The 15,345-nt window shown below is 71.0% G+C and carries 15 protein-coding genes; 7 read left to right on the plus strand and 8 right to left on the minus strand.

Annotated features, from left to right (window positions below; all coding sequences use genetic code 11):
* The first annotated feature begins 53 nt into the window (after positions 1-53).
* Positions 54-413, plus strand: a complete 360-nt coding sequence (locus tag ADX84_RS13275) for a VOC family protein (protein WP_049573059.1) — start codon at positions 54-56, stop codon at positions 411-413.
* A 54-nt stretch (positions 414-467) separates the two neighbouring features.
* Here the strand turns inward: ADX84_RS13275 and ADX84_RS13280 are convergent, their stop codons facing one another.
* Both ADX84_RS13280 and ADX84_RS13285 read right to left on the minus strand, forming a co-directional pair.
* A complete protein-coding gene (locus ADX84_RS13280) occupies positions 468-1,631 on the minus strand; it encodes a hypothetical protein (protein ID WP_049573062.1) in 1,164 nt (387 codons plus the stop codon).
* A gap of 166 nt (positions 1,632-1,797) precedes the next feature.
* A complete protein-coding gene (locus ADX84_RS13285) occupies positions 1,798-3,138 on the minus strand; it encodes an MFS transporter (RefSeq protein WP_049573064.1) in 1,341 nt (446 codons plus the stop codon).
* A 182-nt stretch (positions 3,139-3,320) separates the two neighbouring features.
* Here ADX84_RS13285 and ADX84_RS13290 point away from each other — a divergent pair, with 182 nt between their 5' ends.
* Positions 3,321-4,190, plus strand: coding sequence for an AraC family transcriptional regulator (locus tag ADX84_RS13290; RefSeq protein WP_049573067.1), 870 nt, complete (start codon positions 3,321-3,323; stop codon positions 4,188-4,190).
* Between the two features lie 45 nt (positions 4,191-4,235).
* Here the strand turns inward: ADX84_RS13290 and ADX84_RS13295 are convergent, their stop codons facing one another.
* The gene (locus ADX84_RS13295; protein ID WP_049573069.1) at positions 4,236-5,090 is read right to left on the minus strand and encodes an alpha/beta fold hydrolase; all 855 of its coding nucleotides are present in this window, start codon (positions 5,088-5,090) and stop codon (positions 4,236-4,238) included.
* Positions 5,091-5,720: 630 nt separating this feature from the next.
* Between ADX84_RS13295 and ADX84_RS26640 the strand changes: the two genes are divergently transcribed.
* Positions 5,721-6,485 (plus strand): MmcQ/YjbR family DNA-binding protein, encoded by a 765-nt coding sequence (locus ADX84_RS26640; RefSeq protein WP_234003954.1) that lies wholly within the window; start codon positions 5,721-5,723, stop codon positions 6,483-6,485.
* A 167-nt stretch (positions 6,486-6,652) separates the two neighbouring features.
* Here the strand turns inward: ADX84_RS26640 and ADX84_RS13305 are convergent, their stop codons facing one another.
* Entirely contained in the window at positions 6,653-7,291 is a 639-nt protein-coding gene (locus ADX84_RS13305; RefSeq protein ID WP_049573073.1) for a TetR/AcrR family transcriptional regulator, read from the minus strand.
* A 122-nt stretch (positions 7,292-7,413) separates the two neighbouring features.
* Here ADX84_RS13305 and ADX84_RS13310 point away from each other — a divergent pair, with 122 nt between their 5' ends.
* Entirely contained in the window at positions 7,414-8,364 is a 951-nt protein-coding gene (locus ADX84_RS13310) for an NAD(P)-dependent alcohol dehydrogenase (protein ID WP_082206483.1), read from the plus strand.
* A 115-nt stretch (positions 8,365-8,479) separates the two neighbouring features.
* Here ADX84_RS13310 and ADX84_RS13315 read toward each other — a convergent pair whose 3' ends face one another.
* Positions 8,480-8,971 (minus strand): hypothetical protein, encoded by a 492-nt coding sequence (locus tag ADX84_RS13315; RefSeq protein WP_053107288.1) that lies wholly within the window; start codon positions 8,969-8,971, stop codon positions 8,480-8,482.
* Between the two features lie 225 nt (positions 8,972-9,196).
* Between ADX84_RS13315 and ADX84_RS13320 the strand changes: the two genes are divergently transcribed.
* The gene (locus tag ADX84_RS13320) at positions 9,197-10,798 is read left to right on the plus strand and encodes an alkaline phosphatase (RefSeq protein ID WP_049573078.1); all 1,602 of its coding nucleotides are present in this window, start codon (positions 9,197-9,199) and stop codon (positions 10,796-10,798) included.
* Between the two features lie 44 nt (positions 10,799-10,842).
* Here ADX84_RS13320 and ADX84_RS13325 read toward each other — a convergent pair whose 3' ends face one another.
* Together ADX84_RS13325 and ADX84_RS13330 are read right to left on the minus strand one after the other, a co-directional pair.
* Positions 10,843-11,538 carry a metal-dependent transcriptional regulator gene (locus ADX84_RS13325; RefSeq protein WP_049573080.1) on the minus strand — a complete coding sequence of 232 codons (696 nt, stop codon included), beginning with the start codon at positions 11,536-11,538 and terminating at the stop codon, positions 10,843-10,845.
* Between the two features lie 88 nt (positions 11,539-11,626).
* A complete protein-coding gene (locus ADX84_RS13330) occupies positions 11,627-11,833 on the minus strand; it encodes a hypothetical protein (protein ID WP_049573091.1) in 207 nt (68 codons plus the stop codon).
* 104 nt (positions 11,834-11,937) lie between these two features.
* Between ADX84_RS13330 and ADX84_RS13335 the strand changes: the two genes are divergently transcribed.
* Positions 11,938-12,849: a LysR family transcriptional regulator gene (locus ADX84_RS13335; RefSeq protein WP_082206481.1), complete on the plus strand. Its 912-nt coding sequence runs from the start codon at positions 11,938-11,940 to the stop codon at positions 12,847-12,849.
* A gap of 817 nt (positions 12,850-13,666) precedes the next feature.
* Complete coding sequence (locus ADX84_RS13340) at positions 13,667-14,629, plus strand: bacteriocin fulvocin C-related protein (RefSeq protein WP_049573095.1); 963 nt, start codon at positions 13,667-13,669, stop codon at positions 14,627-14,629.
* A 99-nt stretch (positions 14,630-14,728) separates the two neighbouring features.
* Here ADX84_RS13340 and ADX84_RS13345 read toward each other — a convergent pair whose 3' ends face one another.
* On the minus strand, positions 14,729-15,337 hold the full coding sequence (locus tag ADX84_RS13345; protein ID WP_049573098.1) for a DUF4291 domain-containing protein: 609 nt from the start codon (positions 15,335-15,337) through the stop codon (positions 14,729-14,731).
* Positions 15,338-15,345 lie beyond the last annotated feature (8 nt).

A 15,345-nucleotide genomic window follows, 5' to 3' on the forward strand; every position in this document is an offset into this window, starting at 1 on the left:
CACCCGTCGGACGATGCCCCGTTCTGTCGGCCCCGTCGAGGACAATGCCGGGTATGAGCGATCAGCGGCATCACACCATCGACTACGTGGAGATCCCGGTCACCGACCTGGCGGAGACCAAGCGGTTCTACACCGAGGCCTTCGGGTGGCGGTTCAACGACTACGGTCCCGCGTACGCGGGGATCCGCTCGGCTGACGGCTCCTCGGAAGTGGGCGGTCTCAACCCGGCCGGTGAGGTACGTGTCGGCGGCCCACTCGTCCTGCTCTACTCCGAGGACCTGGACCGCACGGTCGCGGACGTGGAACGCGCGGGCGGCCGTGTCCTCCAGGGCCCCTACGACTTCCCCGGTGGGCGGCGCTTCCACTTCGCCGACCCCAGCGGGAACGAACTGGGGGTGTTCGCGGACTCCTGAACCCGGGCGTGAGAACGCCCCGCCCCTGCGGGAGCAGGAGCGGGGCGCGGGACGCTACTGCTTGGGGAAGCGCAGCGTGGCCCCGGCGTCCGAGTCCGGGGTCTCGCGGTCGGTGCGGGTGTCCACGCTCTGTGCGGGCACGGGCAGCTCGGTGAAGTCGGCGTCGGACATCACCGCCGCCCGCAGCATGAGCGCGCTGGCCGGTGCCTGGAACCCGGCGTTGGGGTCGTCCAGGCCGCGCGGTGAGGTGTCCACCAGGACCGGCGAGTGGTAGGAGCCCCACAGCTGGGGTTCGTTCTCCCGGTCGGCTCCCAGCAGGAGCGTCTCCACCCGGGCCTCCGACAGCATCGGCAGGATGGAGCTGGTGCCCTTGACCGCCTGGTCGTGCGCGAGCTTGCGCTGGTAGTCGGAGTAGACCCGGGTCCGCTCCTCGTGGATGAGCTCGCGCAGGCACTCCTCCGCGTTCTCGTGCAGGCGTTCCTCGGCGTCGGTGCCGCCGCGCCCGCCGGAGACCACCTTGATGGGGATGGTGAGTTGGCGCGGGCCGAGGTTGTCGCGCAGGTAGGCGATGGCCTCGTCGTCTCCACCGGCGATGATCACGGCCGCGTCCACCCTGCGCACCGCCTCGCGGACCAGGTCCGCCACCTGGGCCGCGTTGCCCCGCCACCGGTCCTGCGCGGTGCCGGTGTCGGCGCGGCGTCCCCCGGCGTCACCGCGTTGACCGGGGAAGATACGGCTGGCCCCGTCGATGTTCTGCATGTTCTCACCCTCGTTGGCGGCCTCCATGACGGGGCCGCGCGTGGGGTGGCTGGGGTAGGCGAACACCTTGGCGTTGACCCGGTCCAGGGCCACGAGGACGTAGGGGAGGCGGCGGCCGCGGTCGATCGCCAGTGGGAGGGTGTCCGGGACGGGCAGGAACGAGGCCCGGTCCTGTGAGGGCGGCACAGCGAGGGTGTGCGCCCCCAGGAGCCTTCCCTCGGAGGCGTAGAGTGCCTGTCCGTGGTCACCGAAAGCGCGGGAGTTGCCCTCTCCGACGGCCTCCTCCAGAACGTCGAGGGTGGCCGCGTCGGTGCCGAGCGCCTCCAGTTCCTCGCGCAGGTGGCGCCAGCGCAGTTCGATCTTCTTGTCGGCGTCCGTGGTGTCCCGACTGGTGTCGAGGTGCACCGAGGCCACCGGGCCGTCGCTTTCGTACAGAGGTCGCAGAAAACCAAGGTCCATAGAGTCCGCGGGGCGTGTGTACCCCGCCCCGCCCACCTCCTTCTCGGGGTCGGCCTGCGGGCCATCTTGTGGGGCCATGGTGCGGGTTGGAAGGGCGCCGCGTCGATCCAGACACGGATGTTGCCCGAAGATTTCCAGGTTTTTCCCGATCATCCCTTTCCGGGGGTCAGTCTTGCCGTGAGCCGGACCCGGGCTCGCCCCGTGCCTCGGCGTCGGACAGGGCACGGTCGACAAGCGCCGGACCGAGCACCAGACGGGCGACCAACGCCAGCGCCAGGCCGATCAGCCCCGCCGTGACGAAGGGGGCGGCCAGCGCCCACTCGCGACCCAACGGCCCCTCGGACACGGAGACCAGGGCTCCGCCCAGGCCCATCCCCACCGACAGCAGCCCCCAGGAGACGGTGCGGTGCGCGCTGAAGATCCGGGACCGCAGGCGGTCGGGGGTCAGTCTCTGGATGAGGGAGATCAGGGTGATGTTCCACCAGGTGGAGACGAACCCAGTGAGGAAGTAACAGACCACGAAGACCGGTACGGAGCGCAGGAGGCCCACGGCCAGCGCGGTCGCCCCCAGGACCGTCAGGACCACCACCATGGCGCTGGAGGGGTGGATCCGGCCCGTGAGGGAGGGAACGACGAGCGCGCCCGTGACCGCTCCGAAGGCGGTGACGGTCATCAGCAGACCGTAGCCCTGCGCACCCACCCCCAGCACCTCCTGGGCGAAGAGCACCAGCACGGCCCCGTTCATCGCCGCCGCCAGGTTGGAGGCCCCCGAGACCAGCGCGAGCGGCCGAAGGACCGGGTGCCGCCACAGCCACACCAGCCCCTCGCGCAGCATCGCTCCGACCGAGGACCGCCGGTCCGCAGACTCCCCGGGCGTGTCCTCCGCCGCCGGACGGAAGTCGCCGCGCATGCCGACCAGGCACACGACCGCGAGCAGGACCAGGGCGGCCTGGGCACCGAAGGCCCAGGCGGTGGAGACTGCCAGCAGCGCCCCGGCGAGCGGCGCGCCCAGGAACTTGTTGAGGACGCGCTCCACGACCTGGAGGAGCCCGTTGGCCCGCTCCAGCTGCGGACGCGACACCACCGAGGGCACCATCGACTGCGCGGTGTTGTCGAAGAACACCTCGCACGTGCCCACCAGCAGCGCGATCAGGACCAGTAGGGGGATCGAACCGACACCCAGGACCACCACGGCGGTCAGGAGCACCAGCAGCACCGCCTTGGCCGCACCGGCGCGCACCATGAGGCGACGCCGGTCCGTTCGGTCGCCCACCACCCCGGCGACCAGCGCCAGGAACAACCACGGCAGCCGGGTGGCCGCACCCACCAGCGCGACCAGGAGGGCGTCATCGGTGAGCGTGGTGGCGTACCAGGGCAGTGCCACCACCGCGATCCCGTCGCCCAGGTTGCCCAGCCCCACCGCACCCAGGAGTTGGTGGAAGCGTGCGCCCAACGGTGCGCGGCGGCCGTGTTCGTCCGGGACCTTGTGCGGGACGTTCTGGGACATGTGACCTTCCGAAGGGGGTGGGGGGCTCGGAGTGGCACCGTAGAGCGTGGCAGGCGGTGGTGACAGAAGGTTCTCCTGCCAGCAGAGGGGCGCCTCGGTGGACCTGACCGGAGGTGAACGGCGACTGTCGGGTCGGGGCGGGGCCGGGTCCCTAACGTCGGTGGTGGAAGAGGGAGGCACACGTGCTGGACCGGTTGAACGAGGCGCTCGAACGGGTCGAGGAGGATCCGGGCGAACCCGTGGACGTGGCCGCCATGGCGCGGACCGCGCTCACCTCCGAGCACCACTTCCGGCGGATGTTCTCGGCGCTGTCCGGGATGCCGCTGTCAGAGTACGTGCGTCGGCGCCGCCTCACCCTGGCCGGGGCGGAGGTGATCGAGGGTCGAAACACCCTGCTCGACATCGCGGTCCGCTACGGCTACGGGTCCGCGGAGGCCTTCGGACGGGCGTTCCGGGCGATGCACGGGATGAGCCCGGGCGAGGCCCGGCGCACGGGCGCGGCGCTCAACTCCCAGTCACGGCTGGCCTTCCGCCTCACCATCGAAGGGAACACCACCATGCGCTACCGCATCGTCGACAAGGGCGCCTTCCGCCTGGTCGGTCCCGGAATCCGGGTTCCGCTCGTCCAGGAGGGCGTCAACCAGCCCATGACCGAGTTCGTCCTGGGTCTGGGCGACGAGGTGTACGAGAGGTTGGCGGAGCTGTCCGACCAGGAACCGCGCGGCGCCCTCTCGGTCACAGTCGCGCACGACCCCGACCGGCGCGAGGGCAGCGACGTCGACTTCCACCTGGCCGCCGCGACGTCGGCGTCGGGGACCCCGGAGGGGATGCGTGCCGTGGACGTGCCCGAGGGGACCTGGGTCGTGTTCCCCTTCGAGCGGCTCGGCTTCCCCGAAGCGATCCAGCACCTCTGGGTGTACGCCGCCAGCGAGTGGTTCCCCTCCAACCCGGCCTACCGGTACCGGCACGGCCCCGAACTGCTGAGCGTGGAGTACGACGGAGACCTCGCCTCGGGGGAGCTGTGGCTCCCCGTCGAGCGGACCCCCGCCTGAACCACGAGTACGCCGCCGTGACCCCCACACCGGGTCACGGCGTGTTCAGCGGTCGCGGGGGCGGGTCCGGGCCTGCTCCAGGAAGCGGCGCAGGACCTCGTTGAAGCGTCCCGGGCGTTCGAGGTTGGGCAGGTGTCCCGCGCCCTCGATGATCTCCACCACCGAGTCCGCGATGCGCACGTGCATGAGCTCGGCGCCCCCGGGCGGGGTGAAGCCGTCGTGCTGGCCCACCACCAGCAGAGTGGGCGCCGAGATGTGCCTGAGCAGCATGGTGTGGTCGGGTCGTTCGGCCCGGCCCAGCTGAGCGGCGGCCACGCCCTCGGGCGGGGCGGCGTACATCATGGCGCGCACGTGGTCGGCCACGGCGGGCTGGTCCCGCACGTTCGCGGCGGTCATCATGCCGACCAGCATCTCGTCGGTGTAGCCGCGCATGCCCTCCGCGCGCAGGCGGGCGGCCATCGCCCTGCGTTTGGCCCTGCCGGTCTCGGTCTCGGGCAGAGGGTTGGTCGCGGCCAGGGCCAGAGAGTCCACGCGGTCCGGGAAGAGCCGGTACAGCTCCAGGGCGACCTGCCCGCCCATGGACAGGCCGACCACGTTGACCACGTCGAGTTCGAGGTGGTCGAGGAGGGCGGCGAGGTCACGGGCGAGGGTGTCCATCGAGGTCACCCCGGGTACCACGGTGCTGCGTCCGTATCCGCGCAGGTCGGGGGCGATGGTGCGGTAACCGCGCCCGGCCAGTGCTCTGACCTGGGGTTCCCACATGGTCCTGTCGAAGGGGTGACCGTGGACGAACAGGACGGGGCATCCTGCGCCGCGGTCGTCGTAACTGACGCTGATCCCGCGCACGGACGCGAGACGCGGGCCTTCGCTGTTCGCGGTGTCCGTCGTCTGGTGTGTCACAACAAACGATGCTATTCACGGACGCAAGGGGATGAACAGGGGGCGTGGGAAAGCGGTCGGGCCGCAGGTGGTTCCTCGTCACCTACGGCCCGAACTTCGTGACCCACCGTCCTCGGGCAGACGACGCGACGCGGCGGAACCAGTCCCCGCCGCGCCAGGGCCCGGGCCTCGGGCCCCGGCACAGGTGGAGACGCACCTCGGAGCGGCTGGTTCGCTTGGGATCGCCAGGTCGGCCGGGGGATCGGCCAGGAGTTCGCTCGCCGGGTCAGTCGGAGGTGCCGACGGATCGAAGGCGCCCTCCCCCACTGACCGTCGTGGTCCGGGAGTACCCCCGCATGCGCCAGGACTGGCCCCCGAACAACCGGGTGACCAGTGGACCCTCGGTGGGCGACCGGCCCTGATCGCGACAGGAACGGCGCGACCGGGCCCGGCTTCGCGCTCAGGCTGAAGTTCTTCCAGCCAGGGCCGGTTCCCCTCCCACACCGAGGAGGTCCCGCTGGCGGCGGGTTTCGTCGCCGGACAGGTCGGTGTGATCCTCGGGCCGAGTACTGGGGCGAACAGTTCCGGGGCCCCAGTACAGCGATGCAGCGGGGCCACCCGGCGACGACTCAGGCGAAGGCCGAGGGGTCGATGACGAACCGGTACCGCACGTCGGAGGCCAGAACACGCTCGTGGGCGTCGTTGATCTGCGCGGCCCCCGATCACTTCGGTCTCGGGCACGATGCGGTGCTCGGCGGCCTCTGCTGGGTTACGGGGACACCACCCTTGGTCGAACCACCGGTGCGGGCGAGTTCGCGGGGGCGGTGGCCGCCGAGGAGCTCACCGTGCCGGTGCGCAGGTGCTGGGCCATGTACCTGGAGCCGGAATCGCGCCTGTTCAGCAGGGGTAAGTACGGATCATGCGCGGGAACGCCGGGCGCGATTCGGCTCGCTCGGGGTTCGGCGCCCGAGCTTGCTGCCCCGTGTTGATGAGGAGGTCCCGACGGTGGACGGAAAGGCCCTGCAGGAGGCGGCGGAAGAGTGTGCCCAGAACCTGCCGGAGACCACGGTGTACTCGTTCGAGCCCGGTTGGGAGGCCTTCAGAGTCCACGAGAGATGGTTCATGTTGATGACCGAGGTTCCGCGGCATTCCCGCGTGCGGGACGCGCGGGTCGTGGCCGGTCAGCCCGTCGTGATCGTCAAGGCCGATCCGAGCGACGCGAAAACGCTCCGGGAGGCGTACGCGGACATCGTCGCCGGATACCACATGAACAAGCGGCACTGGATCACGCTGGCTCCTGGCGACTCGATCGACACGAAGCTGGTCGAGGAGCTGGTGACCGAGTCCTACCGTCTTGTGCTCGACACGCTGCCCCGCTCACGTCAACCCGCTGACCCGGAGGCGCTCAGCTCCTGAACGCGGGGAGCAGGTGCCCGCGCCGTGGTCGGACGGACCCGGACACCGGGGATGGCGGCCACCCGGTGGTGCCCGGGGCCCCGTCTCGGACCGGCCTCGGCCGGAGCCAGGACCTGATGTCGTCGCTTCACGCGCTCAGTATGGGGAGACGGCCCTCGGGGTCGGGGTCAGCGTGCTTCGCGCAGCGCCGGGTGCGGGCCCAGCCTCGGTACGGGTGGCAGCGGCCGATGTTCGGGTGTGGCCTGGAACGCCTGGATCAGGTAGGCGGCGAGCCTGCGGGAGGCGGCCACGGCGTCCTCCTCGGAGCCGGCGCTGACGCCGCTGTTGGCCATGATCACCAGGGTGAGATCGTCGCGGACGAAGTCGGGGCGCAGCTTCCCTGCGGCCTTGGCGCGGAGGGCGAGGTCGGCGAAGGTGTTCTCTGCCCTGATCCGCGCCTCGTCGAACACCGCCCCGCCGACGAAGGCCGCTCGGAAGACCTCGTTGAAGCCCCGGTCGAGGGCCTGCATCGCGCACAGCTCCTCGATGAACCAGCGGAAGCCCCGCCAGGGGTCGGGGTCGGAGGCGGCCTCTTCCAGGCCCGCCAGACAGACGTCGAGCTGCCCCCGGAACACCTCGTGGACCAGGCTGTCCTTGTGGGGGAAGTGCCGGTAGAGCGTGGCGATGCCGAGCCCCGCGCGGCGGGCGATCTCGGTCATCGACACCTCGATCCCGCCCTCCAGGAAGGCGGCCCGGGCGGTGTCGAGGATGCGTCGGCGGTTGTGCAGCGCGTCCGAGCGCGGCTTCCGAGAGGATTCGTTCGGCATGCCTCTCATTTTACCGCTAAACGGAGTGTCCCCTCCGTTTCGATGCTTACCTGGAGCGTAGGCGGGGCGGGACCGTTGCCACCCTCCCCCCAGGACCGGAACGGACGGAGAAGACGATGGAGATGCGTGCGGCCCGATACGACGGCTACGGAGGGCCCGAGGTGCTCTATGAGGGGCGCGTCCCCCGTCCGGTGGCTGGCCCCGACCAGATCCTGGTGCGGGTGCACGCCAGCAGCGTGAACGGCGGGGAACTGCTGGTGCGCTCCGGACGGCTCGCGCTGGTGACCGGCAGGCGCTTCCCCAAGGGGATGGGCATCGACTTCGCCGGGGAGGTCGTGGAGGCGGGCGCGCGGGTGAGGGGGCCCGCCGTGGGAGACCGGGTGTGGGGTGTCCAGGGCCGAGCCGGAGGTAGCGCGACCTCGGAGTACGTGGCCGTGCGTCCCCGACGGGTCTCGCTCAGCCCGGCCGGTCTCGACTCGGTCGAGGCGGTCTCGCTGCTGGCCGGTGGTACCACGGGGATCACCGCGCTGCGGGACATGGCACGGGTCAGACCGGGTGAACGCGTCCTCGTGCGCGGCGCCAGCGGAGGGGTGGGCAGCGCGGTCGTCCAGCTGGCCAGGGCCATGGGCGCGCACGTCACCGGGCTGGCCGCGGCGCGCAACCTGGACTTCGTCCGCGGCCTGGGAGCCCATGAGGCGTACGACTACGCCTCCACCGGCCCCGCCGAGCTGGCCGGGCTGGAGGGGTTCGACGTGATCATCGACATCGTCGCCACCGACCTGCCCGACTACCAACGGCTCCTGACCCGGAGGGGGCGTCTGGTGGCGGTGTCCGTCGGGTCGCTCTCCTCGGCGGTGCGCCTGGCGGGCGCGACACTCCTGCGGTCTCGCCGGACCATGTTTTTCAGCGGCAACCCGAAGACGCCGCTCTTCCGGGACCTGGCCGGGTACGTCGAGCGCGGAGAGGTGCGCCCGGTCGTGGACACGGTGCACGAACTGGCCGACATCGCCGAGGCCCACCGCGCGCTGGAGGCCGGTGGCGTGCGGGGCAAACACGTCGTCCGCCTGACCTGAGCCGGGCCGCCCGTCGGGCCCGGCTCGGCGGGTCCTCCATGCACCCGGGTCCGAGTCGCGGGCCGAGAGCTGTGGAGCCGTAGCTGTGGAGCCGTCCACTCCCCCGGCGCCGCGCCTACGCCCCGAGTGGCGTCGCCTGCCGTGCCCAGGCATCCGTGGAGCGGTGCGCACCCAGCCCGGCGGTGTCGAACTCGTCGCGCTCGTCGGGGCCGACACCCACCCCCAGCCGGCGCAGGGCCCGGGAGATCGGGGTCCCCTCCTCCGGGGTGGGCTCGCCCTCTGATTGATGGAGTGGACCCAGGTCCACCACTCCCCGGTCCCACACGACCGCCCTCTGGGAGCCCGTGCCGCCGAAGAAGTCGGCCTCGACGTAGGCGAGCGGCCCCCGAGCCGACCACGCGGTGACGCGCTCCACCAGAGGGACCGTGAGGCGGACGAAACCGGAGGGGGCCTCGGCCGCCTGGTCGTCCATGGAGGCCAGCGCCTCGGTGACGGGCACCAACGCGAGCCCCTCACTCAGAGTGACGAACCCGACCTCGAGGAGGTCCGGGCCGCCCGCCCGCAGGAGCGACGGCGGAGCGATCACGGCTTCGAGAACGTAACCCATGCGGACCTCTTGAGGGGGTGGGGCCAGAACGTAAGCGATCGTAATATCCCAGGGTCGACGAAACACCCAGGCTGCGACCCTCAGTAACCTTGCCGTCACCGAAGCGGAGGTAATGTTCACCGCGTAGGCGTTGGGTCGTACCACTTTCCATGGCCGGATGGACCACGGTTGCTCCCGTCCCGGGCACTCCGGGGCGGTCCGCCGCTCGAACCCAGGAGACCGTACATGCCGGGTACACCCGCATCCCCCGATCAGTCCCCCACGCTGTTCCCGGGGCCCGCAGCCACCCGCCGCCAGGCGTTGGTCGGTGGAGCCGTCACGCTGGGAGCCGCCGCACTGGGCACCTCCCTCGGGACCCCCTCCGCGCTCGCGGCCACCTCGATCCCCCGAAACCCCGCGATCTCCGACCCCTTCACCCTGGGCGTCGCCTCCGGTGACCCCCTCCACAACGGCGTGGTCCTGTGGACCCGGCTCGCCCCGAACCCCCTGGCCGAAGACGGCCTGGGCGGCATGCCCAACCGAGCCGTCGAGGTGGAGTGGCAGGTCTCCCACAGCGAGAACTTCGGCACCCTCGCCGCGTCCGGAAGCGTCGAGACCCGCCCCGACCAGGCCCACTCGGTCCACGTGGAGCTGGAGCGCCTGCGCCCCAGAGCGGACTACTTCTACCGCTTCCGGGTCGGCAACGAGATCAGCCCGGTCGGCCGCACCCGCACCGCGCCTGTTCCGGGCGCCCGCGTGAACAGGTTCGACTTCGCGTTCGCCAGCTGCCAGAGCTACACCCACGGCCACTACACCGCCCAGGCGCACCTGGCGGAGGAGGACCTGGACCTGGTCGCCTTCCTCGGCGACTACATCTACGAGACCCCCGACCAGGGCAGTATCGGTCGCGGCCACGTCCCCGAGGTGGAGATCCGCTCCCTGGCCGAGTACCGGCTGCGGCACGCCCAGTACAAGACCGACCGCGACCTCCAGGCCGCCCACGCGGCCTTCCCGTGGGCGGTGGTCTTCGATGACCACGAACTGGAGAACAACTGGGCCGACGACACCTCCTACGAGGAGGACATTCCCCCGGAGGAGTTCCTGCTCCGGCGCGAGCACGCGCTCAAGGCCTACTACGAGCACATGCCGCTGCGCGCCGCCCAGCGCCCGGCCGGGCCCGACCTGCACCTGTACCGCAGGCTGACCTTCGGCAACCTGGTGGACATGCACCTGTTGGACACCCGCCAGTACCGGGACGTGCAGGTGGAGGACTCCGAGCGCGACGACCCCGGGCGCACCCTGCTCGGCGCCGACCAGCGCCGGTGGCTGTCCAGAGGACTGTCGGACTCCAAGGCCAGGTGGAACGTCCTGGCGCAGCAGGTGTTCTTCTCCCAGCGCGACTTCGCCGAGGGAGACTCGACCAGTTTCAGTGACGACGCCTGGGACAACTACCGGGTCGAGCGGGACAGCGTCCGGGACGAGATCGCCGGGGTGTCGAATCCGGTCGTGCTCACCGGCGACGTGCACGCCAACTACGTGGTGGACGTCAAGGCCGACTTCGACGACCCGGGATCAAGGACGGTGGCCACCGAACTGGTGGGGACCTCCTTCACGAGCGGTCAGGACGGCGCCGAACAGAACCCGGGCGACGCGGTCCAGCTGGCCGAGAACCCGCACATCAAGTTCATCAACCGCCGCCGCGGCTACGTGCGCAACACCGTCACGCCCACGGAGTGGACCGCCGACTACCGGGTGGTGGACTACGTGAGCAGGCCTGGCGCGCCCATCCGTGACCGGGCCCGGTTCGTCATCGATGCCGGTCGTCCCGGCGTCCGGCCCCTGGCCTAGGAGCAGCCCGCCCGGCACCCCACCTCGGTGTGGTGCCGGGTCCGCTACTCCTCGGGGCTGAGCCAGAGGGCCTCGGCGGCGACCAGCCCCAGGGCCTGCTCGCGCTCCTCCTCGCCCTTCTCCGGGCGGACCGCGATCTGGATGGAACCGGCGAAGGGCAGCCGCTCCACGACCTCCACCCGCATGCCGATACCGATGTCGATGTCGGCGAGGTAGCGCAGGAGTTCGGGGTCGGTGTCGTTGACCCGGGCGATCACGCCGGTCGTACCGGCCTCGGCCTCGGAGAGCAGCACGGACTCGCGCTCGACAATGACGCCCTCACGGGTGGGGATGGGGTCGCCGTGCGGGTCCACCACCGGGTTTCCCAGGTGGGCGGCGATACGGTCGACGAACTTGTCCGAAACGACGTGTTCGAGGATCTCGGCCTCGTCGTGCACCTCGTCCCAGGAGTAGCCCAGCTCGGCCACCAGGTAGGTCTCCAGCAACCGGTGGCGGCGCAGGACCGCCAGGGCCGCTTTGGTGCCGGTCTCTGTGAGGCTGACGTTGCCGTACCGCTGGTGCTCCACGAAGCCGAGTTCGTTGAGCTTGCGGAGCATCCCGGACACCGACGAATTGGACACCGACAGTCGCTCGGCCATCCCGGAGATCGTCACCGGTCCGGTTCCGCGCTCCTGGAGGTCATAGATGACCTTCACGTAGTCCTCGGCCGAAGTGGACGGTCGCGCCGGTGTGTTCCCCATGCCCGTAACCGTATCGCGGACCGCTCCCCGACCACGATTTCCGCACTGTTCCTGGGGACGAACCCCCGTCACACTTCCGGTGGGTCGCTCAGGCGTTGCAGCCGGGTGCGCGAGGGTCCTTGGTGGGCCGCCCCCGGGAGACGATCCGCGTGCCCGCGAGACCGATCTCGCGGACCTGGGTCGAGCCGCAGACACAGCGCGACCACACGGTCAGCCCCGTGCCGGTCCGATGCTGGGAGAGCACCGCGAAGGGCTGTTCGTCCGGCCATCCGCAGTGGGGGCAGACACTGTTCATCGAGCACCTCAGGTTCGCCGTCGTCTTCCGCGATCCAGCATCACGCCCGGGGACCCTCGCGGTCCAGGTTGATTTTCTGGATGACACTCTGAAGAATCAACTACATGATCGATCTTCGTCGACTGCGCATCCTCAGGGCGGTGGCCCACCACGGAACGGTGACCGCCGCCGCCGAGTCGCTGCACTTCACGCCTTCGGCGGCCTCGCAGCAGATCCGGCTGCTCGCCAAGGAGCTGGAGGTGCCGCTGCTGGAACCCCAGGGGCGCGGTGTGCGGCTGACGCCGGCCGCGCGAAGTCTGTTGGAGCACGCGGACGCCATCCAGGCCCGCTGGGAGCGGGCGGAGATCGAGATGCGCGGGCTGGACGCGGAACCGGCCGGGCCGCTGTGGGTGGCGGGTTTCCCCGTCGTGCTGACCCGGCTGCTGGCGCCCATGGCTGCTGCTCTGCGCACGGCGTATCCGCGCCTGGACGTACGGATCATCGAATCCGAGCCCGGAGACAGCCTCGACCTGCTCTTCCGGGGTGACATCGACCTGTCCATCGTGGAGTCCGCCCCCGGTACCCCCACGCTGGACGACACCCGCTTCGACCAGGCGCCCCTGTTCGAGGACCCCTTCGACCTCCTGGTCGCCCAAGGGCACCGCTTCGCCGGGCGAACGAGCGTGCCGCTGGTCGAGGCCGCGCGGGAGGCCTGGGTGCTGCCGAGGCCGGACACGACCTGTCACGCGCACGCCATGACCGCCTGCGCGGCGGTCGGGTTCACCCCGCAGGGCCGTCACCAGGCGCTGGAGTGGAGCTCCGTGGCGGCTCTGGTCGCCCACGACCTGGGGGTGGCGCTGGTGCCGAGGTCAGCGGACCTGTCCCCCGACCTACCGGTCACCCGCGTGCGGCTGGAGGGCTCTCCGGTCCCGGCCCGCTCACTGCTCACCTTCACCCGCGCCGGAGCCCGAGAACGTCCCTCGATCGCCGCCGCCGTCACCGAGTTGGAACGGCTCGCCCCCGTCCTGGTGGCCTGACCCGCGCGTCTGCGGACAGGGCGTCCCCTGGTGGTGGAGCGTCCGCCACCGACCGTGCCCGTCGCGCCACCACAGGGCGCTGCGCAGAGCCCTGTGGCCGTCGACCACGGCGGCACAGGTCAGGTGCACCAGTCCCGGGGCGAGCCGGGTTCCGCGCATGTCCTCGACCCGGATCGCCGGCCCCGAGTCCCCGGGAGTCATCGAGGGCAGATCCGTGAGCATCGACGCCCGGTCCCATCTGCGCCATGGCTGCCCCACCCCGACGAACTCCGGGTCCAGGAGCTCCCCGGCCGCCTGTGGGGAGGCGCGCACCTCGGGCCGGTGCAGGCGCGGTTCGCCCTCGACGGCTCGCGCGATCTCCGCCTGTGCGTCGTTCGTCTCGGTGCCTCCACTCCGTTGCCGAGGAGAGCAGGGGCCGCCGAGCGGATCCACCGCGTTTTCGTGGCCGCCCACGCGGGGCGCCCACCAACGGCGCTCCGCGAGTGCGCCCCGGAGCGGGAACGGTTCGGTGGTGACACCGACGAGTTCGCGCGTCGTCTCCGAGTGCCGCTGTTCCTGCTCCTTTCGGCTCCTGCCCCGGAGAACGCACCTGACCTCGGGGAACACCGCGTGGTTCCGGGTCCCCCGGCCAGCCCGATACGTCACCCAAGTGACCACCAAAAAGAGCGCCGACCAGCGGCGCGAACGCGGTTTCATCCGTGTTCGCGCCGATATTGCCCTCGTGGACCATCGATTGGAGGTACCAAGTTCCGAAAACCTGACCCACGGCGAAGAACTCCCCTTGACACTGGGATGCGGCAGCGGGGGAAGGGAGATCATGAGGGACATTCGGGTTCGGTACGTGTTGGCCTTCGACTCCTCGTGTGACAGGTGCGCGGACATCTCCACGACGGTGGAGTCCGTGTCGGGTGGTCGGCTGGAGACACTTCCGCTCACCCACCCGGAGGTGCGCGAGTGGCGGGTCCGTCAGTGGGGGCCCAACGCCCCCTGGGTCCCCACGCTGGTCCGGCACCGAGGAACCGAGGTCCGCTGCTGGAGCGGGGTCTCCATGGTCCGGCCGCTCCTGCGGGGCCTGGGCGCGCAGGCCGCTCTGCGGGTCGTCGAGGCCCTGGGCGAACTCAGCCGCCAACGCCGCCGCGCCCCCTGGGAGCGGTCCCGGGTGTCCTCCCCCGGAGCCTCGGTGCGGCCCCGGTTGCAGAGGCTGCGCGCGGGCTGGTTCGTCATCATGACCCTCGCGCTGGCGGGCCGTACCCCGGCACTGGCCCGTTCCGACCACGGTCTGGCTCGCGAGTGGGTGGAGGCCAACCGTGACCGCCTCCCCAGGGACTACGACGCGTTCACCACGCACCCTCTGGTCCACCGCCGCCTCGTCTTCGCCGAGCTCCCTCCCCGCGCCCGCCGTGACCTGTGGCTGGAGCACCTGCGGCGCTACGAACGCGCCCACCCCCATCTCAGCGCGGCGCAGCGCGAGGTGGTGCACATGGCCCGGCGCACGCTGTCCGATGTGCTGGTGTTCCGCGACGGCCTCGACCCGGTCAGGGAACGCGAGCTGCGGGGGCTGGCCGTCTCCGCGTTCGGGACGGAGGAGGCCCACGCACTGCTGGCGACCCTGGGCCCCGACGAACCCGACCCGCGCGGTGGTGCCACCACGAGGACGGAGCGCTGCGGAGCCTGGGAACCCTGTCTGTCCAAGGGCTGTACCGAGGTCCCCTTCACCTGCGGGACCGCCTGGATGTACACGCGCGACGGTATGCGAGCCCGCGCCGAACCGGCCGGTTAGCCCCCTAAGGCACGGTGCCTCTAGGACCTGTCTCTCGTGAACGCCCGCCCACCCGCAGGACGCCGGACGTCCCGCCCCGTCAAGGGGTCGAGGGCACGGCTAGATCCGGCTCTGGGCTGGTCGCAGGTGTGCGATGGCCCGGTCCGCGATCGGATACGGGCGTTCCCGCGGCAGCAGCGCGGCGGCCGTGTCCAGCTCACCTCGGCTCACCAGCTCGCGCAGCTCGTGGGCCAGGGGTGTGACGTCGGTGATCGACACCGTCCACTCGTCCGCGTAGCGGCGGGACGCCTCGCCGGACAGCCCCAGCTGGAGGGAGCGGTACGCGAGCGGGTTCATGCGAAGATCGCGTTCGGGATCCCACTGGACACGCGCCGGGGCCGTGCGCAGTTCCCGTTTCCAGGCGTCTCGGTCGGAGTGCAGACCGGGCCTGTAGTGCGACAGGGCGGAGCGGCGCAGGGCCCACTCGAACCCCTCGCGGGTGATCTCCACCGCCAGCACCGTCTCCTGGTTCGCCTTCCGCCCCCACCCGCAGCGGTACATCATCCAGAGGATCGACGGCTTGATCCAGGTCATCCGCTCCCGCTTCCACGACGCCGGGAAGCGGCCCTCACACGCGGCGGGGACGCCGATCGCGGGGGCGTAGGCCTGGTAGACGGTGACCGTCGTGTCGGTGTACCTGGCCCTGATCTGGAACGGGGGGATGCTCATGGGAGACC

This window comes from Nocardiopsis sp. SBT366 (assembly GCF_001083815.1).
Classification (GTDB): Bacteria; Actinomycetota; Actinomycetes; order Streptosporangiales; family Streptosporangiaceae; genus Nocardiopsis; species Nocardiopsis prasina.

Coding starts and splice junctions, on each gene's coding strand:
- ADX84_RS13275 (WP_049573059.1), top strand. CDS start 54: ATGAGCGATCAGCGGCATCACACCATCGACTACGTGGAGATCCCGGTC.
- ADX84_RS13280 (WP_049573062.1), bottom strand. CDS start 1,631: ATGGACCTTGGTTTTCTGCGACCTCTGTACGAAAGCGACGGCCCGGTG.
- ADX84_RS13285 (WP_049573064.1), bottom strand. CDS start 3,138: ATGTCCCAGAACGTCCCGCACAAGGTCCCGGACGAACACGGCCGCCGC.
- ADX84_RS26640 (WP_234003954.1), top strand. CDS start 5,721: ATGACGAACCGGTACCGCACGTCGGAGGCCAGAACACGCTCGTGGGCG.
- ADX84_RS13305 (WP_049573073.1), bottom strand. CDS start 7,291: ATGCCGAACGAATCCTCTCGGAAGCCGCGCTCGGACGCGCTGCACAAC.
- ADX84_RS13310 (WP_082206483.1), top strand. CDS start 7,414: ATGCGTGCGGCCCGATACGACGGCTACGGAGGGCCCGAGGTGCTCTAT.
- ADX84_RS13315 (WP_053107288.1), bottom strand. CDS start 8,971: ATGGGTTACGTTCTCGAAGCCGTGATCGCTCCGCCGTCGCTCCTGCGG.
- ADX84_RS13320 (WP_049573078.1), top strand. CDS start 9,197: ATGCCGGGTACACCCGCATCCCCCGATCAGTCCCCCACGCTGTTCCCG.
- ADX84_RS13325 (WP_049573080.1), bottom strand. CDS start 11,538: ATGGGGAACACACCGGCGCGACCGTCCACTTCGGCCGAGGACTACGTG.
- ADX84_RS13330 (WP_049573091.1), bottom strand. CDS start 11,833: ATGAACAGTGTCTGCCCCCACTGCGGATGGCCGGACGAACAGCCCTTC.
- ADX84_RS13335 (WP_082206481.1), top strand. CDS start 11,938: ATGATCGATCTTCGTCGACTGCGCATCCTCAGGGCGGTGGCCCACCAC.
- ADX84_RS13340 (WP_049573095.1), top strand. CDS start 13,667: ATGAGGGACATTCGGGTTCGGTACGTGTTGGCCTTCGACTCCTCGTGT.
- ADX84_RS13345 (WP_049573098.1), bottom strand. CDS start 15,337: ATGAGCATCCCCCCGTTCCAGATCAGGGCCAGGTACACCGACACGACG.